The organism is Micromonospora sp. NPDC048905, from assembly GCF_040649655.1.
GTDB lineage: Bacteria > Actinomycetota > Actinomycetes > Mycobacteriales > Micromonosporaceae > Micromonospora.
Genome location: NZ_JBEZFV010000011.1, coordinates 1 through 25,286, shown reverse-complemented (window position 1 = coordinate 25,286; position 25,286 = coordinate 1). Strand labels below are relative to the sequence as shown.

The window sequence follows — 25,286 nt, the reverse complement described above, 5'->3', positions numbered from 1 at the left end:
CGGCCCGGTCAGCCGAGGTGTTGGCCGGCCCACTCGGCGAGGTCCCGGGCGCACGCGTCCACCGACTCCCGCCAGGTGCGCGCCGCGCCGTCCCCCGCCTCGTCGCTGACCTGCTTGACCAGTCGGCACGGCACACCCGCCTGGGCGGCCGCCCACGCCACCGCGTACCCCTCCATGTCGACCAGGTCGGCGCGCTGCGCCAACCGGTCCCGCGCCGCGTCGTCGGCCACGAACGTGTCACCGGTGGCCAGCACCGCACCCTCGGCGGCCAGGGCCAGCGGCGCCCCGTAGGTCTCGCCGGTGAGCGTCCGCAGCAGGTCGGTGTCCAGGTCGTGCTGGAGCACGGTGGCGACCTCGTGGATGCCGGCCCATCCGGGGCGCAACGCACCCGCCGTACCCAGGTTGAGCAGCAGGCTGGGGCGCGGCCCGGCAGCCAGCACGGCGGCCACCGCGCTGGCGGCGTTCACCTTGCCCATGCCGGTCAGCAGCACCGGTAGCTCGGGCGGGAGGTAGCGGGCCTCCTCCCCGACGGCGAGCACCACCAACGGACGATCGGCGCGGACCGTACCCCGAAGATTCACCGGAGCATCGTACGAGCCGGCTTCGGGGCCGGTGACGTCAGTCCGTGGTGAAGCGGTACACGACGAAGTCCTTCTCCGCGCCGCAGGCGATCACGTGGGTGTTCCACGAACAGGACGAGCTACGGACGTCCTTCAGCTCGCCCAACTCGTCCACCTCCCCGGACTCGGCCCACACACCGGCCAGCACCCGGTTGTCCGCGACGACGCTGGGCGCCTTGGCGAAGACCAGCAGGTTGCCCGCGTCCAGCCGGACCCCCACACCGCTCCGGTCGCGCAACACCGCCTTGCCGGAGGCGTCGAAGAGGGTGAACGCCGGCTCCGGGTACTCCCGCTGGGCGAGCAGTTGCTCCCCCACCGGCACCAGGTCGGTCACACCCGGCGCCGGCCAGTGGTCCGCCTGTTCGCCCTCGGTGGCCGCCACCACCTCGGTGCGCTGGACGTCGCTGTTCGGCACCTGCAACAGGCAGGCCCGCCGCTCACCGCAGGCCACAAGTGCCTTCGGGCGCTGCTCGTCGTTGCCGGAGCGGTAGAGCACCACCGGTTCCGCGGTGGAACCCAGGTCGTACGCCAGCAGCTGGTAACCGCCCTCGTTGGCGGCCACGAACAGGCGGTCCTCGTGGGCGACCACCAGATCGTCGAGGTCGGCGACGTTGCCCCACTGGCGGAGCACCTTGCCGGATGCCAGGTCGAGCACCCGCACCGACCGGTCCGCACCCACCTGGACCAGTCGCCGCCCCTTGCCCGCCCACGGGTGGCGGGGCGTCCCGTCGAGGAAGGCGGGTCCACCCGCCGCCTCGTCGCTGCCCACCGGCCGGACCACGGTGCGACTGCCGTCGTACTGGTCGCGGAGGTTCGGCTGGTTCCACTTCTCGGTGCCGTCGCTCAGGCGCAGCCCGACCAGCCGGGCCGCCCCCCGGTCCACCAGCACCGCCGTGTCGTCCGCGACGTAGATGTCGTCGTCACCGCGCACCGTGCGCTGCCAGCGCTGCGTGCCCGAACGACCGTCCAGGACAGCCAGCGGGCGCGGGGTGCTGTCGCCCGGTGCGTCGCCGAGGACCGCGACCGCCCCGGGGGCGGCGATGATCGCCTTCCAGTCGTCGGCCCGCACGTCGGTCGCCCTGCGCCACAGCTCGTCGCCGGTGCCGGTGTCGACCGCCACCACCTCCAGCCGGTCGTCCGGCAGGGGGAAGCCGAGGTAGGCCCGGTCGCCGAGGACCGCCGTCCACATCTCGGGCGGTCGCTCGCCGCCGGCCGTCGGCCGGGACAGTTCGCGCAGCGACGACGCGAACTCCAGGTCCGGGTAGCGGTCCCGGGTCAGGTACAGCGTCGCGGCGGCGCCCACCCCGAGCAGGGCCAGCACCGCGCCCAGCACCACCCAGCGCGCCCGCCGCCAGCGCGGAGCGCCCGCCGGACCGGCGGGCGGGCCGCCCTTCCAGCCCGGCGGGGGCGGACCGGCCGGTGGGGCGCCCGCCCAGCCCGGTCCCGGCGGCGTGGGCGAGCCCGGCCAGGGCTGCTGCGACGGCACGGCCCCCGCCGGCCCCGCCGGCGCGGGCGGACTCACCGCAGCCGGTGGGGCAAGCTGCGGCCCGGCGTACGCCGGTGTCGGCACCTGTCGGCGCAGCGGGAGGTCGGTCAGCGCACCCTCGGCCACCGGCAGTTCGGGCTGGTCGAGCACCGTCGGCGCCACTCCCAGTTCGGTGTGCACCATGCGGGCCACCAGGGGGATCCGCGACGAGCCACCGACGAGGAACAGCCCGGCGAGCTGGTCGGGGCTGAGCCCGGCGGCGGCGATCACCTCCCGGGCCCGGTCCACCGCGCGGCGCAGCAGCGGCGTGGCCGCCCGCTCGACGTCGGCCCGGGTGAGCTGGACAGCTTCGGCCACCCCCGGCACCGCGACCGGCGCCACCGTCGAGCGGGACAGGGTCTCCTTCGCACCTCGTACCTCGTCCCAGAGCCGCACCTGGTCGCGGCGTTGCGTCGGGTCCTCCGGTCGGATCAGCCGGGACCACTGCGCGGCGTGCCGCTCCCCGACCAGCTCGCCGACCCGCCGCACCAACGCGGCGTCGAGATCCAGGCCGCCCAGGTCCGGCAGGCCACCGTCGGCGACCACGCTGAACCCGGAGTCACCCCAGGGGTCCGCTCCCTCGTTGCGCAGCACCGCGACGTCGAGGGTCCCGCCGCCGAAGTCGAACACCGCTATCGCTTCGCCGACCGGCACCGGACGATGCAGCACCTGCGTGTAGTAGCGGGCGGCGGCCACCGGTTCCCGCAGCAGCCGGGTGCCCGGCGGCGTCGGCCCGGCGAGGGTGTGCTCGGCCACCTGCGGCCAGCCCGCCAGCAGCAGGGCGTCGGCGAGCACCTGCCGCCGCGTCGCGTCCCAGGCGGCCGGGCAGGTGAGCACGGCCGGGGGCAGGAACCCCACGGCGCCCACGGCGGCCCGCGCGACCGCCGCCAGCACCGCGGCGAGCAGGTCGGCCGGTGGGTACGAGCGGTCCCCGAGCACGATCGTCGGCTCGTCCACCCGGCGCTTCGGGTTCGCCTCGAACCGGGCCGGGTCCGTCTGGGCCAACCGGCGGGCGTCCCACCCGGTGTGCAGGGTGCCGTCCGGGTCGGCGTACACGGCGGACGGACTGAGTGGCTGACCGTCCATCAGCAGCGGACGGGTCCGCCCGTCCGGCCAGCGCAGCACCGCGACCGTGTTGGACGTACCGAGGTCGACGCCGAGGGCGAAACCCTCGTGCTGGCCTGCCATCTGCCCGATACCTCCGCCGCGACGAGGGGAACTCGACCCCGCATCGTACGCAGGCCCCGCCGCCCCGCTGATCAGTCGGTCAGGTGCCGTACCCCGACGATCTCGCCGCCGCTGGTCTCCCCGGTGGGGCGAAAGCCGAGCTTCAGGTAGAACCGCTCCGGGCCGTCCGTCCCCGGTTCCCACGTCGTGAACACGCGGTCGTGCCCGCGGTCGCGCGCCTCGGCGCAGACGGCCCGCACCGCGAAACGGCCGTACCCGCGACCCTGGTGCTCGGCGGCGATGTTCAGCCGCCACAGGCCCGAGCGCCTGTCGTCCGGGCTGGCCGGGTCCCACACGATGTCGAAGAAGCCCATCAGGAAGCCGACGATGTCGTCACCCTCGACGATCAGCCGTGGCCACGCGACGTCGGGCTGCGCGTACGCCTCGGCGAGAGACCAGGCGACCGGAGACGAGAACTTCTCCTGCCCCGGTCGCACGCTCACCCGGCAGGCGGCTTCGACGTTGTCCGGGGTGATCTGCACGAGTCGCGGCACGCCGGCCACCCTATCGGGGCGGGCCGGTGCGGGCCTACTGCCAGCTCGGCCGCTCGGCGAGGACGCGGTCCCAGTCGACCGTGCGGACCCACTCCGCGTAACGGTGCCAGGTCACCTCCGGGTACCTGGCGCGCAGCCCGTCGATGTCGACGAAGTCGGTGTTGTCCTCGAACCGCTGGAACATGTCGGCGATCTCGTCGCCGGCCCACTGCCGGACCTGGTCCAACGGCATCTGCTGGTACGGGATCTCACGGCCGAGCACGTCGCTGAGGATGCCGGCCGCCTCGTCGCCGGTGATCCGGTCGGAGGCGACGTCGATCCGTTCGCCGACGAACCGGTCCGGGTGCTCGACGGCGTGCACGGCGAGACCGGCGATGTCGCGGACGGTCACCTGGTCCAGCGGCTTGCCGGCGGTCAGCGGATTGGCCAGGACACCGTCGGTCAGGCGGCTGAACCCGACGTTGAGCGCGTTCTCCATGAAGTACACCGGCCCGAGGACTGTGGCCCGGACCTGCTGATCCCGCAGGTACGCCTCCACGAGTTGCTTGCTGTCGGCATGGTCGAGCTCGGTGGGCACGAACCGGCCGGCACCGCGTACGGACGAGTAGACCAGGTGCGCGTCGACACGCGCCGCGACGTCGACGAGGTGGCGTCCCTGGGCGACCTCCTCGTCCTTCCCGCCGGATCCGAACGGGACGGACAGGCCGAAGATCGCATCGACGTCCTTGGCGGCGTCGGCGAGGCCCTCGGGGTGGGCCAGGTCCCCGGCGACGAGCCGGACTCCGGCGGTGGACAGCGCCACCGCGGCGGGCGAATCGGGCGACCGCACGTAGGCGACGACGTCGTGGCCGTGGTCGAGCAGCAGGTCGGCGACGGCGCCGCCCTGCTTGCCGGTGGCGCCGATGACGAGAACGTGTGCCATGAGGGTGCTCCCTGACTCGCGGTTGTGGACGCCGCCGAGTCTCTGGCCTCAACCTCGATTGAGGTCAAGTCCTAGGCTTGGTCCCATGCCCAGGGCGCGCACCACGTTTCACGAACTCACCGTCGGCCAGGTCGCCGACCGCAGCGGCGTCGCGATCTCCGCGCTGCACTTCTACGAACGCAAGGGCCTGATCAGCAGCAGCCGGACGGCGAGCAACCAGCGCCGGTACGCCCGCGACACGCTGCGCCGGGTGGCATTCATCCGGGCCTCCCAACACGTCGGCATCTCGCTGACGGTGATCCGGGAGGCCCTCGATCAGCTGCCGAGCGAACGCACCCCGACCCGCGACGACTGGGCTCGTCTGTCCGCCGACTGGCGCAACGTCCTCGACGAGCGCATCGAGCACCTGCGGGCGCTGCGGGACGACCTCACCGCGTGCATCGGGTGCGGCTGCCTCTCCCTGCGGGACTGCCACCTGACCAACCCCCGCGACGTGCTGGGCCGCGAGGGTCCCGGCGCCCGCCGCCTACCCACGCCGCAACCCCCGCTCCCCCCGGGTCAGCTTTCCGTGCAGCGGTCGGAGAGGGCGTAGCGCAGGAGCACCACATCGCCGATCTGGCGGGCCTCGACCAGCCGGGCGCGGCGGCCCGGGTGCCAGGGGAAACTCCCCTCGCCGACGAACCGGGGCGCCCGGCCGTCGCCGACGAAGAACGGGGCGACCACCAGGTGCAGTTCGTCGGCGAGACCGGCCGCGAGGAACTGGGCGTGCACCGTCCCGCCGCCCTCCACCATCAGCCGCCGCACGCCCCGCGCGGCCAGGTCGCTCACCAGCCACGCGGGGTCGACCGGCTCCCCCGCGTCGACCACCGTGGCCAGTCGACCGATACGTTCCCGGGTCTTCTCCAGCGCGCCGGTGGCGCAGTAGACGAGCCGGGTCGAGTCGCCGGCGGTGAAGAACCGGGCGGTCGGGTCGAGGTCACCGCGGGCGGTCAGGGTGACCTTGGCGGGCGAGGCGGGCCGACCACCCGCCACCCGTTCGGCCCGGCGGCTCGCGGAACGCACCAGCAGTCGAGGATCGTCACGGCGGACGGTGCCGGCGCCGACCAGGATCGCGTCGCAGCTGGCCCGAACCGCGTCGACCCGGTCCAGGTCGTCGTCGTTGGACAGCAGCAACCGCTTGTCGGACGTGTCGTCGATGTACCCGTCGATCGAGGCGGCGCAACTGAGCAGCACGTACGGCCGCGTCGGCGCCGGGGTGCGGCTCACTTGTCGACGGGCAGGTCGGGCGCGACCGAGACGACCTCCGCCGCCTTGGCGGCCTTGGCGGCCAGGTAGTCGGCGTTGGCCGGCGAGAGGAAGACGCTTGTGGGTACCTGTTCGGTGACGTCCACCCCGAGGCGGGTCAGCTGCACGGCCTTGTCCGGGTTGCTGCTCAGCAGTCGGATCCGCGGCACCCCCAGCGTGCTCAGCATCTGCGCGGCGGCGGTGTAGTCCCGCTCGTCCTCACCCCGGCCCAGCGCGACGTTCGCCTGGTAGGTGTCCAGCCCGGCGTCCTGCAACGCGTACGCGTCGAGCTTGGCGTACAGGCCGATGCCGCGGCCCTCCTGCCGCAGGTAGAGCAGGAAACCGCCGGTCTCGGTGATCCGCTGCACCGCCTCGCGCAACTGCGGCCCGCAGTCGCAACGTTGGCTGCCGAACACGTCGCCGGTCAGGCACTCGCTGTGCGGGCGGACCAGCGGCGGCTCTCCCCCGGCGGCGAGCCGGTCCAGGGCGCCCGCCCAGTCGCCGAGGCCGAGCGCGAGGTGCTCCCGACCGTCCACCAGGCCCTTGAACGAGAACACCCGGACCGTCGTGGTGTAGCCGTCGGGAAACGTCAACGGCACCGTGACCTGCGTACGGATCGTGGCTACCGGCAATGCTTCGGGCATGGGACTCCTCTGTCCGGCGTCACCGGCGCGCGGCGACGCGTGTTCCTCACCACCGACTCAACAACCGCCAACGGGGGCGGCTTCCCGGGCGGCGACCGGATGTCGGTTCCGTCGCACCAGCAGCACCGCGGCCCCGGGCAGGCTCGCGACCAGGATCAGCGCACCGTAGACGGTGGCGGTGGCGACGCCCTCGGCCGCGCTGAGGCCGGCCGCGCCGAACACCCACGCGGCAACTCCCTCGCGCGGTCCGAAACCGGCGACGTTCAGCGGCAGGCCCATGGCGAGGAGTGCGAGCAGCGTCAACGGCAGCAGCCGCGTCAGCGGGGCGTCGGATCCGGCGGTGCGGGCTGCCACCAGGAAGGTTGCCAGGTGACCGGCGACCATCACCGTGGAGGCGATCAGCACGCCGAACCAGGTGCGCCGGGACAGCAGCCCGGACCGCACGTCCGCCCCGGCGGTGCGCAACGCCCGCGCCCAGCGCGAGGGGCCGGCGTTCGGCACGGCCCGGGCCAGCAGCACCGCGACCAGTCCGGCCGCGACCAGCAGCGCGGCGGCGAGCGGCAAATACGTCCGCACCGGGGACGGGAAGGCGGCGAGCACCACGAGCGCGACGCCGACGAGCACCACCTGCCCGGCGGTACGTTCCCAGACCACCGCGCGGATGCCCCGGCTGACGTCCCCGGCGTCGCGGCCGTGGCGGACCGCCCGGTGCACGTCACCGAGCACCCCGCCGGGCAGGGTGGCGTTGAGGAACACGGCCCGGTAGCAGTGCGCCACCGCGGTCGCCAGCGGCAGCCGCACGCCCAGGCCACCGGCGACCAGACTCCACCGCCACGCCGCGCAGACCGTGGTGAGCACCCCGATGACAAGCGCGGCGGCCAGAGCCGGCGCGTCGATCAGCTGGACGCCGGCGACGAACGGGCCGCTGCCCACCTGCCACAGCAGGACGGCGAGCAGACCCACCCCGCCGACCACTCGTGCCCAGGCCCAGAACATCGACGCCGGCCCTCCCCTTGAAGATCGTCCACTTGTTCTAGTGCACGTACCCAGGGTGGGAACGGTTCATCCACCCGCGAGGAGGTCACTGTGTTCGACAAGCACGCCGAGGCGACCGGCCGCCGCGTCGGCCAGCCGCCGCCGGGCGTACGCCTCGGCCGGGCCGGCCAGGTCGGGACGCTGCGCGCAGGCCGCACTCAGCCAGCCCCGGAACCACTCGGCGGCCAGGTCGGCCTGCTCCGGGCCGAGCCGCCACGGGCTGGGCCGTTCCCGCACGTCCACGCCGCGTCGGGCGAACGCGGCGGCGGTGGCGGCGACGGCGTCCGGGCCGAGCAGTCGTCGGCCGTCGACGGTACGCCGTTGGTGGTCGTTGAACGCGGCCTCGACCGCGGCGTCCAACGGGTCGGCCGGGGTGAGTCGAACCCGCCCGGTCACCGAGACGGCGAACAGGGTGGGCCGGCCGACGCAGGCGGCCACCACCCGTTCGACCTCCTCGGCGGTCAGCATGTCCAGCAGGGCGGACGCGGTGACCAGTGACCCGTCGGCCAGGTCGGCGGCGCTGAGCCGGGTGAGGTCGCCGCACCGGGTGTCCACGGTGACCGGGGCGCCGTCGGCGGCGACCACGCCGGTCATGCCCGCGGCGGCACGCGACAGCAGGTCGGCGTCGCGGTCGTGCAGCACCCAGTGCTGCGGGCCGGGCAGCCGGGTGGCCAGCCAGCGGCTCATCGAGCCGGTGCCACTGCCCAGGTCGTGGATCACCGTCGGCGTGCCACCGGTCAGCCGGGGGCGGACGGCGTCCAGCAGGTCCTCGGCCCGCGCCGCCGCGTCGGCCGGCTCCCGCAGCCGCAACCAGTCGGCGAACGGCAGGGTCTCCTCGACGGTCATGCCGCCACCTCCTCCAGTACGGCGGCCAGCGACGCGGTCGTCACCGTCCAGTCGGTCAGGGTGTGCCGCCGGGCGAGAGCCGACCAGCGCAGCCGGGCCCGCAGCAGCTCGTCGCCCAACCACCAGCTCAGCGCGCCGGCCAGGGCGGCCGGATCGTCCGGTGGCACCAGCAGCCCCGGCACGTCACCGTCGGCGGTCCGGCCGAGCGCCTCGGGCAGGCCACCCACCTGGGTGGTCAGCACCGGCAGGCCCCGGGCGAGCGCCTCGGTGACGACCATGCCGTACGTCTCGCCCCGCGACGGCAGCACCAGCAGGTCGGCGGCGGCATACGCGGCGTCGAGCGCGGCGCCGGTCAGCGGCCCGGCGAACCGCACCCGGTCGGCGAGGCCCGCGTCGACGAGCCGGTCGCGCAACCGGTGCACCAGCTCGGGTTCCCGGGTCAGCGTGCCGGCGCAGACAAGCGTCCAGGTCGACTCGGCCCGGATGGTCAACGCGTCGACGAGCACGTCGTGGCCCTTGTGGTGGGTGACCGCGGCCACGCAGAGCAGCCGGTCTCCGGCGGCCGAGCCGGGGGGCGCCAGCGGAGCGGGCGTCACGCCCGGCGGCGCGACCCGGATCCGGTCGCGGCGCAGCGGGTGGCGCAGCAGCAGGCGGCGGCGGGTCCACTCGCTGGTGGTGACGACGGCCCGCGCGGCGGCCAGCGCCCGGCCCTCCGCCTCGTCGTCGAACGGCATGTGCACGAGGACGACCAGGCGCAACCGGTCGGCGTGCGGGGCGAGCAGGTCCGGCACGGTCGAGGCGACCAGACCGTCGAGCAGCACCACGGCGTCGTCCGGGGCGGCGGTGAGCACCGCGGCCAGGGCCGCCCGATCGGCCGGCCCGGGGCTCGGCCAGGCCCCGGGCACCGCGTGTTCGTGCACCGCCCAGCCTCGGTCGGTGAGCCCCGCACAGACGCGCCGGTCGTAGGTGTTGCCGCCACTGGGTGCGGCCGGGTCGTCGATGTCGCCGGGCAGGACGACGTGCACCGTACGGCTGGTGCTACCCGAGCCGGCGGAGAGCGTCGCCCGGCCCGCATCGATCACAGTGACCGCTCGTAGCTGGCCCAGGCGACGTGCGACTCGTGCAGGGTGACGGTGATGCCGGCCAGCTCGCGGGCACCGGCCCCCAACTGGCCGGCGTGCACGCGCTCGGCCAGCCGGTCCGCGACCGTACGGGCCAGCACCTCGGTGGTGGTGTTCACCCCGGCGAAGGCCGGCTCGTCGTCGAGGTTGCGGTAGGTCAGCTCGCCCAGGACGGCCCGCAGCTGCTCGGTGGCCAGGCCGATGTCGACCACGATGCCGTCGGCGTCCAGGTCGGCACGGCGGAACGTCGCGTCCACCACGAACGTCGCCCCGTGCAGGCGTTGGGCGGGACCGAACACCTCGCCCTGGAAACTGTGGGCGATCATCATGTGATCCCGAACGGTCACGCTGAACACGGTCACTCCCCGTCGTCGTAGGTGATGAGGTGGCAGAGGGCGGTCAGGTCGCCCGCGCTCAGTCTGGCGAGGACGTCGGGCAACTCCGCGAACCGGGACGCGCCGGTGATCAGCGCGTCGAAGGCCGGATCGTCGAGCAGGTCCAGGGCGAGCGCCAGCCGGTCGGTGTAGCTGCGCCGTCCCCGCCGGGCGGGAGCGACCATGCCGACCTGGCTGCTGCGTACGGTGAGCCGACCGGAGTGGAACGACCCGCCCAGCGACACCTGCACCGGGCGGTCGCCGTACCAGCTCAGCTCGATGACCGTGCCCTCCGGCGCGAGCAGGTCCAGGGCGTGTTGCAGGCCGGCGCCGGTGGCGCTGGCGTGCACGACCAGGTCGCGGTCGCCGCTCGCGTCGGCCGGTTGGGCGAACCCGACGCCGAGCGCGCCAGCCACCCCGGCCCGGCGAGTGTCGACGTCGACGAGTTCGACCTGCACGCCGGGGAACCGGGCGAGCAGGGCGGCGACGCAGCAGCCCACCATGCCCGCGCCGATCACGGTGACCCGGTCGCCGACCAGCGGCGCGGCGTCCCACAGCGCATTGATCGCGGTCTCCACCGTGCCGGCGAGCACCGCCCGGGCGGGCGGCACCCCGTCCGGCACGGGCACCACGGCGGTGGCCGGCACGACGTACGCGCTCTGGTGCGGGTGCAGGCAGAACACCGTGCGCCCGAGCAGCTCCGGCGGACCCTGTTCGACCTCCCCGACGCTGAGGTAGCCGTACTTGACCGGGCCGGGGAAGTCACCCTCCTGAAAGGGCGCGCGCATCGCGGCGTACTGGTCGGTGGGCACCCGGCCGGCGAAGACGAGCGTCTCGGTGCCCCGGCTTACCCCGGAGTAGCGGGCGCGGACCAGCACCTCGTCGGGGCCGGGCGTCGGCAGCGACACCGGCCGGATCTCCGCCGTGCCGGGCTCGCGCACCCAGCAGGCGTACGCCTCGCGGATCACCGTCGCACACCTCACCTCGTACTCCCGGCCGCACAGCGCGGCCGTCCCCGGTCGGGTCGTCGATCATAAGCACGGAGGTACCGAGTCCACAGTTCGACGGTCTCCGGTGATCGGCCCAGGGCGCTGCCAGCCGTGCTGGCGACGCGTCACCGGTCCCGTGCCTCGACTGTGCTCAGAAGTCCGATGCCGCCCGGGGTGCCATCGCCTGTCCCGATGCGTTGAGCGTGGATCAAGGGGCGTTGGCTTCCGGGCGTTGGCCGCCCTATGGTGGGGGCATGCCGTGGGTGAACTTCCGCTCGCCAGCCGTCACCGACGTGACGGCTGGCAGTGCTGCCCGCGTCGTGACGGCTGCGCGCGGCAAGGCGTGCATGGGGGTTCCGGTCGTCGGTGCCCTCTACATCGTGCCCACGCTCGGGACGTCCAGCCCGGCGCGCACCGGCCGAGGCCCTCCCGCGGAATCGTTGCATCCCAGAACGACCGCAGGGCGAAGCTACTCAGGCTTCGGCCCTTTTTCTTTTTCCTCGTCTTTCTGAAGGGCAGACCATGAGCATCGATCAACGCGCTGTCGAGCACGGTTGGCTGGCTGATCTACGAGCGTCCCTGACGGACGAATTCGCGACGCAGACGGCTCGGCTACGGGAACTGACCGAACTCAACGCCGACACCGGCGACCCGGGCGAGGCCCACAACCAGGCCGCCCTGCTGGTGGCCACCCGCCGCCACATCGAGCAGATCACCGCTGCGCTGAGCCGGATCGCCGATGGCACCTACGGCGCCTGCGAGAGGTGCCGCGCGAGCATCCCGGCCGAGCGCCTCGAAGTCCTCCCGCATGCCCGCTTCTGCGTGCCGTGCCAGGAGAAGCACAAGGGGTGACACCTGGGCTGGTGCGAACTCGCGCGGGCCGGACCGGAGGGGATCCGATCCGGCCCGCGCGGCCCGCGACCCGGGACGATCTCGGCTACGGCCAGCCGCCCGGCTAAACGGACAAAAGCCCATCAAATACTCTTTTACCCCTATACGCTCCCCTGGCACATTCGAACCAACGGGGGCGTGATGAGGATTTCTTCGTGGGGTAGGCGCAGGTCACGGGGCGCGGCGCTGGTCGCCGTCGGCGGCGTGCTGGCAGTCAACACTCTGCTGGCGTTGACGCCGGCCGAACCCCCGCTGGGCCAGGTGCTGGTCGCGGCCGAGGACATCGGACCGGTCAACCCGGTCGCCGAGGCGCTGAGCTTCGGGGTGATGACCGAAGGCAACGCCGGTGTGTTCAGCGACGAGAACGAGGGCACCCTCGCCGTCGGTGGCGACCTCACCTTCGGCGGCTACCAACTGGCCGGGGCCACCGCCGGGTCGTTCGTCGTGCCGGGCGACGCCAACCCGACCGCGCTGGTCGTGGGTGGACGGGTGAACTTCGCCGGCAGCGTCGGCGGCAGCCGGCTCCAGGTGCTCAACGGCGGGTACGCCAAGGTCGGCGACCTGACCGGCACGTTCGTCCGGGACACCGACAACAACGGCGCCCAGGTCAACACCCGGATCCTGCCGTCGGACAACTACGACGCCGCACCTCGCGTCGAGTTGGTCACCCGGCAGCCGGTCGCCAGCGTCGGACCCGCCTCCCCGATCAACTTCGTCGGCGCCTTCGCGAGTTTCCGCGACACCACCGCCGGGCTGGCCACCTGCGACAACACGGTGGTGCTACGCACACCGAACGGTGACGTGCTGCCCCGGCCGATCCCGGCGGGCAGCAACGCCGTGGTCACCCTGACACCCGGTGTGACGAACGTGCTCAACCTCAGCGCGAGCGATCTGAGCAACATCCAGACGCTGACCTTCGCCAGCCAGCCCACCGCGGACACTCCGTTGCTGGTCAACGTGGACACCAGCGGTGTCGGCAACGACTTCGCCTGGACCGCCCCGAACTTCTCCGGCATCGGCGGCCCGCAGGCGCGCTACATCCTCTTCAACTTCCCGACCGCCACCACGCTCACCCTCACCCAGGGAGCGGCCACGGTCGAGGGCACCATCTACGCCCCCAACGCCAGCCTCACCGACCTCTCGGCCAGCAACACCGAGGGCAGCGTCATCACCCGTACGCTGGACCACCGCGGCGGCGAGATCCACTACTTCCCGTTCAGCACCACGCTCGCCTGCGCGGGTGGCACCCCGGCGGACATCGAGCTGGTCAAGTCGTCGACCACCACGGTGATCACCAGCGTCGGCCAGCAGGTCCCGTACTCGTTCCACGTGGTCAACACCGGCGGCGTCCCGCTCACCAACATCTCGGTCAGCGACACGCAGACCCCGCCGTCGTCGAACGGCAACCTGGGTCCGATCAGCTGCGCCGCCACCACCCTCGTCCCCGGGGCGCGGACCGCGTGCACCGCCACCTACACCGTCACCCAGGCCGACCTCGACAACAACGGGGTCACCAACGTGGCCACCGCCCAGGGCACTCCGCCAGGTGGTTCCCCGGTGGTCTCCGAACCGGAGACCCTGACCATCCCGGCGCAGGGGCTCACCGCCGCCGTCACCGTGGTGAAGTCGTCCACCACCGCGTCGATCGGCTCGGTGGGCCAGCAGGTGCCCTACCGCTACCTGGTCGCCAACACCGGCGGCGTGACCCTGACCAACATCGGTATCACCGACGTGCAGGCACCGCCGTCGTCGAACGCGAACCTCGGCCCGATCACCTGCCCGCTCACCACGCTGACTCCCGGCCAGACCACCACCTGCACCGCCACCTACACGGTCACCCAGGCCGACCTCGACAACAACAGGGTCACCGACACCGCCACCGCGCAGGGCACGCCGCCCAGTGGCACCCCGGTCACCTCACCACCCTCGACGCTGACCATTCCCGAGGCGGGTCTGACGCCGTCGATCACGGTGACGAAGACCTCCACCACCGCGTCGATCACCACGGTCGGACAGCAGGTGCCGTACTCGTTCCACGTGGTCAACACCGGCGGGCTCACGTTGACGAACATCAACGTCACGGACGTACAGGCGCCGCCGTCGTCGAACGCCAACCTCGGCCCGATCACCTGCCCCGTCACCACCCTCGCCCCCGGCGCGCGGACCGGGTGCACCGCCACCTACACCGTCACCCAGGCCGACCTCGACAACGACGGCGTCACCAACACCGCCGTCGCCCACGGCACCCCGCCCGGGGGTGGCACACCGGTGGACTCGCCGCCCTCGACGCTGACCCTGCCGGAGACCGGCCTGGTCGCCTCGATCGCGGTGGTGAAGACGTCCACGACCACCACGATCACCACCATCGGGCAGCGGGTGCCGTACTCGTTCCACGTGGTCAACACCGGCGGGTACACCCTGACCAACGTCGGCGTCACCGACGTTCAGACACCGCCGTCGTCCAACGCCAACCTGGGGCCGATCACCTGCGCCGCCACCACCCTCGCCCCCGGAGCGCGGACCGCGTGCACCGCCACGTACCTGGTCACCCAGGCCGACCTGGACGCCGGCTCGGTACGCGACACCGCCACCGCGCACGGCACCCCGCCCGGCGGCCGCCCGCCCGTGCAGTCGCCGCCGTCGACGCTTGTCATCCCGACCGGTGAGGTGGCCCCGGCCATCGCGATCGTGAAGTTCTCCACCACCGAGGCGATCAGGTCGGTGGGTCAACAGGTGCCCTACCAGTTCCTCGTCGCGAACACCGGCGGCCTGACCCTGAACAACGTCAACGTCACGGACGTGCAGGATCCCCCGTCGTCGAACGCGAACCTCGGGCCGATCACCTGCCCGCAGACCACGCTCGGCCCCGGCCAGACCACCACGTGCACCGCCACCTACACCGTCACCCAGGCCGACCTGGACCACGACGAGGTGACCGACATCGCCACCGCGCACGGCACCCCGCCGGGCACGGAGGAGCCGGTCGACTCGGACCAGTCGGTGCTGACCATTCCGGCGGCCGACGTCACCCCGTCGATCGCGGTGGTCAAGTCGTCCACCACCACGTCGATCACGACGGTCGGGCAGCAGGTGCCCTACCAGTTCCTCGTGATCAACAACGGGAACCTCACGCTGACCAACGTAAATGTCACCGACGCGCAGACCCCACCCTCGTCGAACGCGAACCTCGGGCCGATCACCTGCCCGCAGACCACGCTCGCGCCCGGTGCGGTGACCGCCTGCACCGCCACCTACACCGTCACCCAGGCCGACCTGGACAACAACACGGTCGTCGACGTCGCCACCGCGCACGGCAACCCGCCGGGCAGTGACACGCCCATCGACTCGCCACCGTCCACGCTGACGATCCCGGAGACCGGCCTGGTCGCCGCGATCTCGGTGGTCAAGGTCTCCGAGACCGTCATGATCGGCGCGGTCGGGCAGCAGGTGCCCTACCGGTTCCACGTGGTCAACACCGGCGGGCTCACGCTGACCACCGTCAACGTCACCGACGTTCAGGCACCGCCGTCGTCGAACGCCAACCTCGGGCCGATCACCTGCGCGACCACCACGCTCGCGCCGGGCGAGGCCACCGGCTGCACCGCGACGTACACCGTCACACAGGCCGACCTCGACAACGGCGGGGTCACCGACACCGCCACCGCACACGGGACGCCGCCCGGCGCCGCGCCGGTGAACTCGCCGCCCTCGACGCTGACCATCCCCGAGGCGGGGCTCACCGCCGACATCGAGGTGATCAAGTCGTCGACGACGGTGGCGATCACCGCGCCGGGGCAGCAGGTGCCGTTCACCTTCCTGGTGGTCAACACCGGTGGCCTCACCCTCACCGGCGTGACCGTCAACGACACCGTGCTGCCGCCGTCCGTGGGCAACGGGCTCGGGCCGATCACCTGCGGTCCGCAGAACACCCCGAACGGCGAGGTGACGCTGGCTCCGGGCGCTGACATCCAGTGTCGGGCGACCTACACGGTGACCGCGGAGGACTTCGCCGGCACGGCGCTGATCAACGTCGCCACCGCCACGGGCACACCACCGAGCGGAACGCCTCCGGTCTCCCCGCCGTCGTCGCTGGACATTCCGATCCCGCACCCGGAGATCGCCATCACCAAGGCGGTGACGCCAAGCGTGGTGTCCGCGGCCGGTGACACGGTCACGTACCAATTCGTGGTGACCAACACCGGCAACACCTCGCTCAGCGCGGTGACGGTCGACGAGACCGAGTTCTCCGGCACCGGCACACCCGGGGCGATCACCTGCGGCACGCCGCCGGTGGCCAGCGGCGACGTCACCCTGCCGGCCGGAGGAAGCACCACCTGCACGTCGACCTACACCGTCACCGCGGCCGACATCGAGGCCGGCAGGATCACCAACACCGCCGTCGCCGCCGGCACGCCGCCGACCATCCCCGGGCAACAACCACCGGGGCCGGTACGCTCCCAGCCGGCGACCGCCGAGGTCACGGCCACCCGCGGTGCGGCGATCGCCGTGGTGAAGTCCAGCAGCACCGACAAGATCGGTCGGCCGGGCCAGCAGGTGCCGTTCCAGTTCGTGGTCACCAACACCGGGCAGGTGGCCCTGACCGACGTGACGGTCACCGACACCCTCACCGCGCCGGCCGCGCCGACGAACCTCGGCGCGATCACCTGCGGTCCAGACCGGACACCCAACGGGGCCGTGACCCTCGCGGCGGGCGCCGCCGTCACCTGTTCGGCGACCTACACCGTCAGCAAGGCCGACTATCACCACGGGTCGGTGCGCAACACGGCGACCGTGACCGGCACCCCGCCGGACGGTCCGGCACCGGTCTCCCCGGAATCGACCATCACCATCCCGGTGAAGGGCAAGCTCCCGGTGACCGGCGAGTCGTTCCCGATCGGGGGCTGGATGACCGCCGGCCTGCTGGCGGTACTCCTCGGCGCCACGTTGCTGCTGATCGTCCGGCAGCGTAGGGCCCGCGCCTAGCGCGGAACGATCGCGAGGGTCGGACCGGAGGGGAACCGGTCCGGCCCTCGCGCCACGTCACCACCGGCGGACTCTCTCATTCAGCCGGCGCTGTCGTCCCGCAACCAGTCGACGAAGGCGCCCATTCGCTCGGCGCTCCAGCGTCTCCGGGCCGGGTAGCCGTACCGTCGACCTTCTGCCAACTCGAAGCGCAACCGCGTGATGAGCCCGGGTCGATAGGCGGGGAGGCTGATGCCCAACTGCCTCACGTATTCCTCCGCGCCGCTGATCAGCCGATCGAGGTGGCCGGGCTTGAGCTCCAGATCACGCACGGCGGTCATGACCACCACCAACTCCGCGATGCCCGGATGCGCGGATGGGACGTCGTCGTCCGGCACCTCTCCCATCTCCCACAGGATGAGTTGCGACACCTCGTCCGCGGGCACGCCGTACGTCGCGTAGGTGTACCTGGTCACCCGCTCGGCGAACTGGCGAATCTCGGCATGGTTGCGTGGGTCGGGGTCGAGCCATTCGAGCGCGACCCGGAACATCCCCCTCACCACACCCCCCAAGGCTCGTCGGTCCAGGAACGCCCTCGGTTGCAGGCGACGCGCCAGCGAGCGATTTCCGAGCAGGACGGCGTGCCAGTAGTAGCCCTGCGCCGAACTCAGCCCGCTCGCCCGTCCCGTGGTCATGCCCGGAGGGTACGAACAGGCCGCCAAGGTAGATCTGTGGATCAGGCCGGTCGGGCCCGGACGTGCAGCCGCTCGCCCTGCGGCCCGAAGAGGCTGAGGGCCTCGGCGACACCGGGCCCGGGGTTGAGCACGAGGTGCGGGATGCGGGTGTCGAACTCGGCCACCTCGCCCGGGGCCAGGGTCAGGTCGCGGTCGCCGAGCAGCAGGCGCAGCCGGCCGGAGAGCACGTAGAGCCACTCGTACCCCTCGTGGGTCTGCGGGGTCCGCTCCCCCGCCGTCGGATCCGGCGGGAAGATCTGTTTGAACGCCCGCAGGCCACCCGGTCGGCGGGTCAGCGGCAGGAACGTGATGCCGTGGATGACGATCGGCTTGGGGCGGACCCGGGGGTCGCCGGTGGCCGGCGCGTCCACCAGCTCGTCCAACGCCACCTGGTAGGCACGGGCCAGCGGGAGCAGCAGCTCCAGGGTGGGCCGGCGACTGCCGGACTCCAGCCGGGACAGGGTGCTCACGGAGATGCCGGTCAGGTCGGCGAGCTGCGTCAGGGTGGTCCCGCGTTGGTGGCGCAGGGCGCGCAGTCGTGGGCCGACGGCCGCCAGCGCGGCAGTGTCCTCGTTTGCCATAACAGCAAGATTAGTTGCCACCTTGCCGGAGACGACGGATGGTGGGCTCAGCCGACGAGGTCAGAGGGAGATACCGGTGGACGAGACATACGACGTGGTGGTGGTGGGCGGCGGCGCCGCGGGACTCAGCGGAGCCCTGGCGCTGAGCCGGGCGCGACGGTCGGTGCTGCTGATCGACGCCGGCGAGCCGCGCAACGCGCCCGCCGGCCACGTGCACAACTACCTGGGACGGGAGGGAACGCCGCCGGGCGAGCTGCTCGCGGTCGGGCGGGCCGAGGTCGCCGGGTACGGCGGGCAGTTCCGCGCCGGACGGGTGGAGACCGCGACCCGCGACGACGACGGATTCCGGCTCGACCTCGACGACGGGAGTGCGGTGCGGGCCCGTCGGCTGCTGGTGACCACCGGGCTGACCGACGAGCTGCCCGGCGTGCCCGGCGTGGCCGAGCGGTGGGGCCGCGACGTGCTGCACTGCCCGTACTGCCATGGCTGGGAGGTCCGGGACCGGCGCATCGGCGTGCTGGCGACCGGGCCGCTGGCCGTGCACCAGGCCGAGATGTGGCGACAGTGGAGTTCCAGCGTGCTGCTCCTCCTGCACGACGCCCCGGCGCCGGATGCGGAGACCGCCGAACGGCTCGCCGCCCGGAGCATCGCGGTGGTGCCGGGTCCGGTCGCCGCGCTGGAGGTGACCGAGGACAAGCTGACCGGCGTACGGCTGGCCGACGGCCGGGTGGTGGCGCTGGACGCGGTGGTGGTCGCGACCCGGCTGACTCCTCGCGCCAGCCTGCTGGTGGGGCTGGGCCTCGCGCCGGAAGAGCTGATGATGGGCGAGCACGTCATCGGCGCCCAGATCCCTGCCGATCCCACCGGCGCGACGAGCGTCCCGGGCGTCTGGGTGGCCGGCAACGTGGCCGACATCCGTGGCCAGGTGATCACGTCCGCCGCGGCCGGCCTCACCGCCGCCGCGGCGATCAACGCCGATCTCATCGCCGAGGACACCCGTGCGGCGGTGACCGCGTACCGCCAGGTGGTGGCCACGGCGTTCGAGGAGCCGGCGTGGGAGGAGCGCTACCAGTCCCGGCCCTCGGTGTGGAGCGGCCGGCCCAACCCGCAGTTGGTCGCCGAGGTCGCGGACCTGACGCCGGGGCGCGCGCTGGACGTGGGCAGCGGTGAGGGCGGTGACGCGGTGTGGCTGGCCGAGCGGGGCTGGCGGGTGACGGCGGTGGACATCTCCAGCACCGCGTTGAGCCGGGCCGCCACGCACGCCGACACCGTCGGCGTCGGCGACCGGATCGAGTTCACCCATGCCGACCTGCGCGACAAGCCGCCCGCCGAGCAGGCGTACGACCTGGTGTCGTCGCAGTTCATGCACCTGCCCCCGGTGCAGCGGCGGGAGTTGTTCGCCCGGCTGGCCGAGGCGGTGGTGCCGGGAGGCCTTTTGCTGATCGTCGGGCACCACCCGTCGGATCTGTGGACGTCGGCGCGCCGGATGCACATGCCGGACATGATGTTCACCGCGGAGGACGTGGCCGCCACCCTGGACCCGACGGTTTGGGAGGTGCTGACCGCTGAGGCCCGCCCCCGCCCAGCCAACGACCCGGACGGCCAGCCCCTCACCCTGCACGACGCGGTCCTGCTGGCCCGCCGCCGCTAGCCCCACCCGAAACCCGTCGATCATGGAGTGGTGGTGCCGGAATGATGGTGGTCCACCACCTATGTCAGCCACCACAACTCCATGATCGATGCGGGAGCGGGGGACGATACGAGACGTGGTGGGGCGGGACTTCGCATGTGGTGGGCTCGGCGGTAGCGTTGCGCCACACTGACGGCCCGCGGGGCAGGCGACCGCCCACCCGCACGCCCCCGATCGTACGGAGGATGGTGCATGTCCATCGGCGCTGAGCCGCACGCAGCACGCGACGATGCGGCCTCGCGGCCGAGCTTCGAGCTCGCCCTGCGCGGCTATGACAAACGCCAGGTGGACCGGCACCTGGAGCAGCTCGACGGCCAGATCACGATGCTGAGCGGCGAGCACGGCCGCTCCGCGGTCCGGGTCCGGGAGCTGACCGCCGAGGTGCAGCGGTTGCGCACCGAACTGGCCGAGATGCGGGAGCAACCAGTGCAGGTGGACCGCGCCTCGATCCACGATCTGGGTCCGATGGTCGCCGAGATCATGACGCTCGCCGACAAGCAGGCCGCGATGATCATCGAGTCGGCCACCGACCGGGCGAACGAGTTGCGCAGCGAGTCGGAGCGGATCCTCACCGACACCCGGGAGCGGGCCGCGCAGGCACGGCAGGACCTGTCCGAGGAGTTGGCGACGCGACGTTCCGAACAGGAGCAGGCGCACGAGGAGCGGCGCACGCTGGCCGAGGCCGAGTTGACCGCGATCCGCGAGCACGCCGAGCAGTTGCGCGCCGACGGTGAGGCCGCCCACGAGCGCGCCCAGCACGAGGCGAAACGGATCACCGAGCAGAGCGCCCAGCAGCTCAACCAGACCCGGGTCGCCGCCGACGCGCTGATGAAGTCGGCCCGTACCCAGATCCAGCAGGAACTCCAGTCGGCCCGCGCCAAGAACCAGCAGGAGATGGCCCAGTGGCAGGCCAGCGTGGAGCGGGAGGTCAACGAGCGGCGGACCGCCGCCGAGCAGGACATCGCCGAGCAGCAGGCAGCCACCGAGCAGGAGCTCGCCGAGCAGCGCAGCGCCACCGAGCAGCAGATCGCCGCTCTGCTGGCCGAGGCCGAGCAGCACGTCACCGAACTGCGTAACCGGGCCGACGAGCAGGCTGCCAGTCACCAGGAGCAACTCACCGCCCTCCAGCAGGACATCGAGGAGCGCCGGCAGGAGGCCGAGGAGCTGCACGCCGAACTGGACACCGCCCGCCAGCAGCTCGCGGAGATCCAGCAGGAGGGTGAGACGCTGGAGAACGAGCTGTCGCGGATGCAGCAGCGGCTCAGCGAGGTCCGCCGGGACCTCACCGCCGAGAGCGCCCGGCTGGAGGAGGCCCGTCGCGCCGGCGACTCCGCCGAGCGGCACGCCAAGGAGGTACGCGCCCGGGTGCAGCGCGAGGCGAAGCGGGTCGCCGACCTCGCCGCCGCCGCGGTCATGGCGGCGGCAGCCGGTGGTCCGGAGACCGCCGAGTACCCTATGGTCGGCACCCGGTCCCACCTCGACCGGCCGACCGCTGACCGGCCGAGCACCGACCGGCCCTTCGTCGACCGGGACGGGGGCGGGCGGGCCGAGAGCGACCAACCCGGCAACGACCAGTCCGTTACTGATCAGTCGAGGGGCGACCGGTCCGGTGCCGACCCGTCCGACGGTGAGCGCTCCGACCGACCGACCACGGTGGACGAGCCGGTGACCGCGTCCGCCGACCGGGCGACCGGCCCCGACGGGCACGTCCAGGAGCCCGAGCGGATCTTCACCCGACCGGACGCCCCGACGCCCGTGCCGTTCCTCGCCTTCGGACAGCCGGTCAGCGAGAACGGCGCGGCCCGGCACTGACCTCGACCACGGTCGTCCCGGGTCCGCAGCGAACTCGCACGGTCCCGGGACGACAACCCGATCGCCAGCCACCGAACTGAACACGATCAGCCGCGCCGTGGTGGCCGTGTGAATCAGCGCTCGCCCTCCCGGTCGACGCAGGAGAGGTGGATGGCTCTGATTGCCCAGAACAGCGCGGCCGCACCCCGGACTGGTGCCTCGTCGGCCGACGCCCCGCCTCACGAGGGAGGTGGGGCTGACCGAGCCAGATAGCTCCGCAGCTCGGCGACCTCCGCAGCGGTGAGGACGGGGGCGAAGTCGAGGTGCTCGCTGGGGTGGATGGCGGTGCCGGAGCCGGCCACCGTGACGAACCAGGCACCCTCGTGCCCGAACCAGTGCGCCTGCCCCGCCACCCCGAGGTCGGCGAGGTCGTCCGCGGCGGTGGATGCACCGGCCGAGACGATCCGCACCCACTGGCCGTCGCGCCCGTAGGGCGGCTGCGGGATCTCCACGTCCAGGTGCCGCTCGGCGATCCGATCCGTCGGCACGTCGAACAGGCGTGCCGCGCCCTCGCGGGCGAGCGTGCGCACCTCCCTCGTGCTGCGGGTGACGCCGACCTGCACCTCTCCCTCGGGTCCTTCGACAAGCACCGCGTAGGAGCGGTCCGGCTCGTGGCGGACCCGGGCCCGGACCCGAAGCGGGATGTCACCCATCCACGAATGATCCCCTACCAACACTGGCACCGCCCGCCCTGACCAGGTCGAGAGCGGTGCCGACCCGGAAACCTTGACGACCGCCTTCGACGGCGGCGACCTGGGACGATTCTGCGCGGAACGGGGCCGCCGACCTGCTCTCAACTGGCAGGCTGGGCTGGCCGCCGCGCACCAGCGGTGGCCGCCGGCCTGCCCGGTGACCGAGAGGAGCACCCGGTGACCGACCAACCGGAGGAGTTCGACCTGCTCGTCGTCGGCGGCGGCAAGGCCGGGAAGACGTTGAGCATGGACGTCGCCCGCTCCGGGCAACGGGTCGCCATGGTCGAACGCGGCATGATCGGCGGCAGCTGCATCAACGTCGCGTGCATCCCGACGAAGGCGCTGGTGACCAGCGCACGGGCGGCGCGCCTGCTACGTGACGCGTCCGCGCTCGGCCTGACGGTCGACGGCGGCCGGGTCGACGTGGACCTGCTGCGCGCGCACAAGCAGGACGTGGTCGAGGGGATGGTGGCCGCCAACCGGCAGCAGTTCCTCGACTCCGGCCTGCACCTGGTGATCGGCGAGGCCCGGTTCGTCGGCCCCCGGACCGTGCGGGTGTCCCTCGCCGACGGCGGTGAGCGGCTGCTGCGCGGCGACGACGTGGTCATCAACACGGGTACGCGTCCGCATCTGCCCTCGGTGCCCGGGATGGCCGAGGCCGGGGTGCTGACAAGCGACGAGCTGCTGCATCTGGATCGGCTGCCGGCCCGGCTGGTGGTGCTCGGCGGCGGCACCGTCGGGGTGGAGTTCGCGCAGATGTTCGCGTCGTTCGGCAGCGCGGTGACGCTCATCGAGGGCGGCCCGCGGCTGCTCCCCCGGGAGGATCCCGACATGAGCGACGCGGTGCTGCGCGTGTTCCTCGACGACGGCATCGACGTCCGCGTCGGCATCGCCGTCGCCCGCGTCGACCGTGACGTCGACGGCAGGCTCCGGGTGACGCTCGACGACGGCAGCCTGGTGACCGGGGATGACGTGCTGGTGGCGGCCGGCCGGGAACCGGTCACCGACGGACTCGGCCTGGACGTGGCCGGCGTACGCCTCAACGAGCGGGGCTTCGTGCTCGTCGACGAGTACCTGCGCACCAGCGCCGAGCGGACCTGGACGGCCGGCGACGTCGCCGGCAGCCCGCAGTTCACCCACGTCTCGCTGGACGACTACCGGATCATCCGCGCCAACCTCGCGGGTGGGGAACGCAGCACCGCCGACCGGGTGATCCCGTACACCGTCTTCACCACCCCGGAGCTGGCCCGGGTCGGGCTCACCGAGACCGAGGCGAGCCGCGCCGGGTACGACATCCAGGTCGCCCACCTGCCGGTCGCCGCGATCCCCCGGGCGCGCACCCTGCGCCAGACCCAGGGCATGTGGAAGGCGGTCATCGACACCAGCACCGACCGGATCCTCGGCGCGGCGCTGCTCGGCGCCGAGGCCGGTGAGGTGATCACCTCGGTGCAGCTGGCCATGCTCGCCGGGATGCCGTGGACCGCACTGCGCGACGCGATCATCACCCACCCGACCATGACCGAGGGGCTCAACCTGCTCTTCGCCTCGCTCCAGTCCCGCCCGGTCCGCTGAGTGCCGCAAGACCCGCCTACGCGGCGGCGATCTCGTCGCGTACCCGTTGTTGGAAGGCGCGGGCCTGCGCCCCGGTGGGTGGCGGGCCGCCGTGCCGTGCGGCGATCGCCTGACGGATCACCTCGGCCGGGTCGTCGGCGGCGATCAGCCGCTGACCTGCCGCGACCTTGGCCAGCCAGACGCCGTCGCGGTGGCGCACCAGCGACCGGCAGGCGCCGAGCACGGCGTCCTCCGTGCCGGGTGCGGGTTGGTCGTCCGGCGGTGTCGGTAGGGCCAGCCACCAGGTGAGCGCGTCGACGAGCAGGCGGCGCAGGTCGGCGGGGGCGAGGTCGGCGAAGACCTGCCGCGCCGGCGGGCCGAGCAGCGGCAGTCCACTCTGGTGCAGGATGCTGCGGTCGAGGCCGTACCAGAAGCGGCCGTCAGCGGCCGGCCGGTCGGCGGGGTCGAGGGTGCACCGGAACGGCATGCCGGGGCCGGTGTTCAGTTCGACCTCGAAGCCCGGCTCGGGGGTCCCGGAGGCGGCCACCGCACGCCGGTACGCGACCAGCTCCAGCCCGCGCGCCGGGCAGGGCAGGGCTTCGTGCCGCAGCCGGGCCACCAAGGTCCGTTTGGTGGCGTCGCTGAGCGGCCCGGCGCTGACCAACGCCACGTCCACGTCGCTGCGGCCGGCCTGGTACGCGCCGAGCCCCACCGAACCGGCCGCGTACGCGCCGACCAGGTCGGCTCCGAGCACGTCGCGGGCGGCGGCGACCAGGTCGTCGAGGTAGTGCTGAAGATCGGTGTCCACGGGTCATCATGACGCACTGGTCGGAGCCGGACGGGACTACCCCGCGTAGAGCAGCAGCAGACCGCCGACGGTGTACGCGACCATCAGCGCCAGCAGCGGGAGTTGACCGGCCACCGCCCGAGCCCTGGGGAACAGGTACAGGGCGCGGTCGTGGGCGAGCAGCGTGCCGACCAGGTGTCCCAGGATGATGACGGTGATCTGGAGGGTGGCCACCCCGGAGGGCGTGACCAGCCCGGTGTGCGGCTCCCAGCCGGCGGTGCCGAGCCAGTTGGCGCCGGTGCCCAGCGGGTCGGAGAGCAGCGCGACGGTGCGTTGGCCTTCCAGGATCAGCAGCGAGTAGTAGTGCGCCACCACGTAGCCCACCGCGATCGGCACGATCGAGTGGGCGATCTCGCCCGGCACCGCCCGGGCGTCGGCCGGGTCGGCCCGGCCGATGCGCGCCGCC

21 protein-coding genes and 2 pseudogenes are annotated in these 25,286 nt (G+C 72.8%); 7 read left to right on the top strand and 16 right to left on the bottom strand.

Annotated features, from left to right (window positions below):
- Nucleotides 1-8 precede the first annotated feature (8 nt).
- From AB0C01_RS25470 to AB0C01_RS25455, 4 genes are all read right to left on the bottom strand, one after another.
- The gene (locus AB0C01_RS25470) at nucleotides 9-581 is read right to left on the bottom strand and encodes a nucleosidase (RefSeq protein ID WP_357253212.1); all 573 of its coding nucleotides are present in this window, start codon (nucleotides 579-581) and stop codon (nucleotides 9-11) included.
- A gap of 37 nt (nucleotides 582-618) precedes the next feature.
- On the bottom strand, nucleotides 619-3,333 hold the full coding sequence (locus AB0C01_RS25465) for an Hsp70 family protein (RefSeq protein ID WP_357572304.1): 2,715 nt from the start codon (nucleotides 3,331-3,333) through the stop codon (nucleotides 619-621).
- A 71-nt stretch (nucleotides 3,334-3,404) separates the two neighbouring features.
- Nucleotides 3,405-3,866, bottom strand: a complete 462-nt coding sequence (locus AB0C01_RS25460; RefSeq protein ID WP_357572303.1) for a GNAT family N-acetyltransferase — start codon at nucleotides 3,864-3,866, stop codon at nucleotides 3,405-3,407.
- A 34-nt stretch (nucleotides 3,867-3,900) separates the two neighbouring features.
- Complete coding sequence (locus AB0C01_RS25455) at nucleotides 3,901-4,788, bottom strand: NmrA/HSCARG family protein (protein ID WP_357253218.1); 888 nt, start codon at nucleotides 4,786-4,788, stop codon at nucleotides 3,901-3,903.
- A gap of 85 nt (nucleotides 4,789-4,873) precedes the next feature.
- On the opposite strand from AB0C01_RS25455, the gene soxR reads away from it, so the two are divergent.
- Nucleotides 4,874-5,380, top strand: coding sequence for a redox-sensitive transcriptional activator SoxR (gene soxR, locus AB0C01_RS25450; protein ID WP_357253220.1), 507 nt, complete (start codon nucleotides 4,874-4,876; stop codon nucleotides 5,378-5,380).
- Here soxR and AB0C01_RS25445 read toward each other — a convergent pair.
- From AB0C01_RS25445 to AB0C01_RS25415, 7 genes are all read right to left on the bottom strand, one after another.
- Nucleotides 5,347-6,054 carry a dihydrofolate reductase family protein gene (locus tag AB0C01_RS25445; RefSeq protein ID WP_357253222.1) on the bottom strand — a complete coding sequence of 236 codons (708 nt, stop codon included), beginning with the start codon at nucleotides 6,052-6,054 and terminating at the stop codon, nucleotides 5,347-5,349. The genes soxR and AB0C01_RS25445 overlap by 34 nt on opposite strands.
- Nucleotides 6,051-6,716, bottom strand: a complete 666-nt coding sequence (gene ribA, locus AB0C01_RS25440; protein ID WP_357253225.1) for a GTP cyclohydrolase II — start codon at nucleotides 6,714-6,716, stop codon at nucleotides 6,051-6,053. Before ribA ends, AB0C01_RS25445 begins: the two co-directional genes overlap by 4 nt.
- Before the next feature lie 57 nt (nucleotides 6,717-6,773).
- Entirely contained in the window at nucleotides 6,774-7,712 is a 939-nt protein-coding gene (locus AB0C01_RS25435) for a lysylphosphatidylglycerol synthase transmembrane domain-containing protein (protein ID WP_357253227.1), read from the bottom strand.
- A gap of 66 nt (nucleotides 7,713-7,778) precedes the next feature.
- Nucleotides 7,779-8,597, bottom strand: a complete 819-nt coding sequence (locus tag AB0C01_RS25430; RefSeq protein WP_357572302.1) for a class I SAM-dependent methyltransferase — start codon at nucleotides 8,595-8,597, stop codon at nucleotides 7,779-7,781.
- Nucleotides 8,594-9,676, bottom strand: a complete 1,083-nt coding sequence (locus AB0C01_RS25425) for a glycosyltransferase family 4 protein (RefSeq protein WP_357572396.1) — start codon at nucleotides 9,674-9,676, stop codon at nucleotides 8,594-8,596. The genes AB0C01_RS25430 and AB0C01_RS25425 overlap by 4 nt, the downstream gene beginning before the upstream one ends.
- Nucleotides 9,676-10,074, bottom strand: a complete 399-nt coding sequence (locus AB0C01_RS25420) for a 6-carboxytetrahydropterin synthase (protein ID WP_355029810.1) — start codon at nucleotides 10,072-10,074, stop codon at nucleotides 9,676-9,678. The genes AB0C01_RS25425 and AB0C01_RS25420 overlap by 1 nt, the downstream gene beginning before the upstream one ends.
- A gap of 2 nt (nucleotides 10,075-10,076) precedes the next feature.
- A complete protein-coding gene (locus AB0C01_RS25415) occupies nucleotides 10,077-11,060 on the bottom strand; it encodes a dehydrogenase (RefSeq protein WP_357253231.1) in 984 nt (327 codons plus the stop codon).
- A gap of 543 nt (nucleotides 11,061-11,603) precedes the next feature.
- Between AB0C01_RS25415 and AB0C01_RS25410 the strand changes: the two genes are divergently transcribed.
- From AB0C01_RS25410 to AB0C01_RS25400, 3 genes and pseudogenes are all read left to right on the top strand, one after another.
- Nucleotides 11,604-11,933 (top strand): TraR/DksA C4-type zinc finger protein, encoded by a 330-nt coding sequence (locus AB0C01_RS25410; protein WP_357253233.1) that lies wholly within the window; start codon nucleotides 11,604-11,606, stop codon nucleotides 11,931-11,933.
- A gap of 270 nt (nucleotides 11,934-12,203) precedes the next feature.
- Nucleotides 12,204-13,223 (top strand): annotated as a pseudogene (locus AB0C01_RS25405) (choice-of-anchor A family protein); the annotation flags it as partial.
- A gap of 36 nt (nucleotides 13,224-13,259) precedes the next feature.
- On the top strand, nucleotides 13,260-16,955 hold the full coding sequence (locus AB0C01_RS25400; RefSeq protein WP_357572395.1) for a hypothetical protein: 3,696 nt from the start codon (nucleotides 13,260-13,262) through the stop codon (nucleotides 16,953-16,955).
- Between the two features lie 80 nt (nucleotides 16,956-17,035).
- On the opposite strand, the gene AB0C01_RS25395 is transcribed toward AB0C01_RS25400, so the two are convergent.
- Both AB0C01_RS25395 and AB0C01_RS25390 read right to left on the bottom strand, forming a co-directional pair.
- The gene (locus AB0C01_RS25395) at nucleotides 17,036-17,629 is read right to left on the bottom strand and encodes a hypothetical protein (RefSeq protein WP_357253235.1); all 594 of its coding nucleotides are present in this window, start codon (nucleotides 17,627-17,629) and stop codon (nucleotides 17,036-17,038) included.
- A gap of 41 nt (nucleotides 17,630-17,670) precedes the next feature.
- Nucleotides 17,671-18,249 carry a helix-turn-helix domain-containing protein gene (locus AB0C01_RS25390; protein WP_357253236.1) on the bottom strand — a complete coding sequence of 193 codons (579 nt, stop codon included), beginning with the start codon at nucleotides 18,247-18,249 and terminating at the stop codon, nucleotides 17,671-17,673.
- A 76-nt stretch (nucleotides 18,250-18,325) separates the two neighbouring features.
- On the opposite strand from AB0C01_RS25390, the gene AB0C01_RS25385 reads away from it, so the two are divergent.
- Nucleotides 18,326-19,900: a bifunctional NAD(P)/FAD-dependent oxidoreductase/class I SAM-dependent methyltransferase gene (locus tag AB0C01_RS25385; RefSeq protein ID WP_357253238.1), complete on the top strand. Its 1,575-nt coding sequence runs from the start codon at nucleotides 18,326-18,328 to the stop codon at nucleotides 19,898-19,900.
- A 231-nt stretch (nucleotides 19,901-20,131) separates the two neighbouring features.
- Complete coding sequence (locus tag AB0C01_RS25380; protein WP_357253240.1) at nucleotides 20,132-21,751, top strand: DivIVA domain-containing protein; 1,620 nt, start codon at nucleotides 20,132-20,134, stop codon at nucleotides 21,749-21,751.
- A gap of 218 nt (nucleotides 21,752-21,969) precedes the next feature.
- Here the strand turns inward: AB0C01_RS25380 and AB0C01_RS25375 are convergent, their stop codons facing one another.
- Nucleotides 21,970-22,443, bottom strand: a complete 474-nt coding sequence (locus AB0C01_RS25375; RefSeq protein ID WP_357572301.1) for a hypothetical protein — start codon at nucleotides 22,441-22,443, stop codon at nucleotides 21,970-21,972.
- Nucleotides 22,444-22,659: 216 nt separating this feature from the next.
- Here AB0C01_RS25375 and AB0C01_RS25370 point away from each other — a divergent pair, with 216 nt between their 5' ends.
- Nucleotides 22,660-24,054, top strand: coding sequence for an FAD-dependent oxidoreductase (locus tag AB0C01_RS25370; protein ID WP_357572300.1), 1,395 nt, complete (start codon nucleotides 22,660-22,662; stop codon nucleotides 24,052-24,054).
- 16 nt (nucleotides 24,055-24,070) lie between these two features.
- Here AB0C01_RS25370 and AB0C01_RS25365 read toward each other — a convergent pair whose 3' ends face one another.
- Nucleotides 24,071-24,841 (bottom strand): nucleotidyltransferase domain-containing protein, encoded by a 771-nt coding sequence (locus AB0C01_RS25365; RefSeq protein ID WP_357572299.1) that lies wholly within the window; start codon nucleotides 24,839-24,841, stop codon nucleotides 24,071-24,073.
- A 36-nt stretch (nucleotides 24,842-24,877) separates the two neighbouring features.
- Nucleotides 24,878-25,286 (bottom strand): annotated as a pseudogene (locus tag AB0C01_RS25360) (hypothetical protein); the annotation flags it as partial.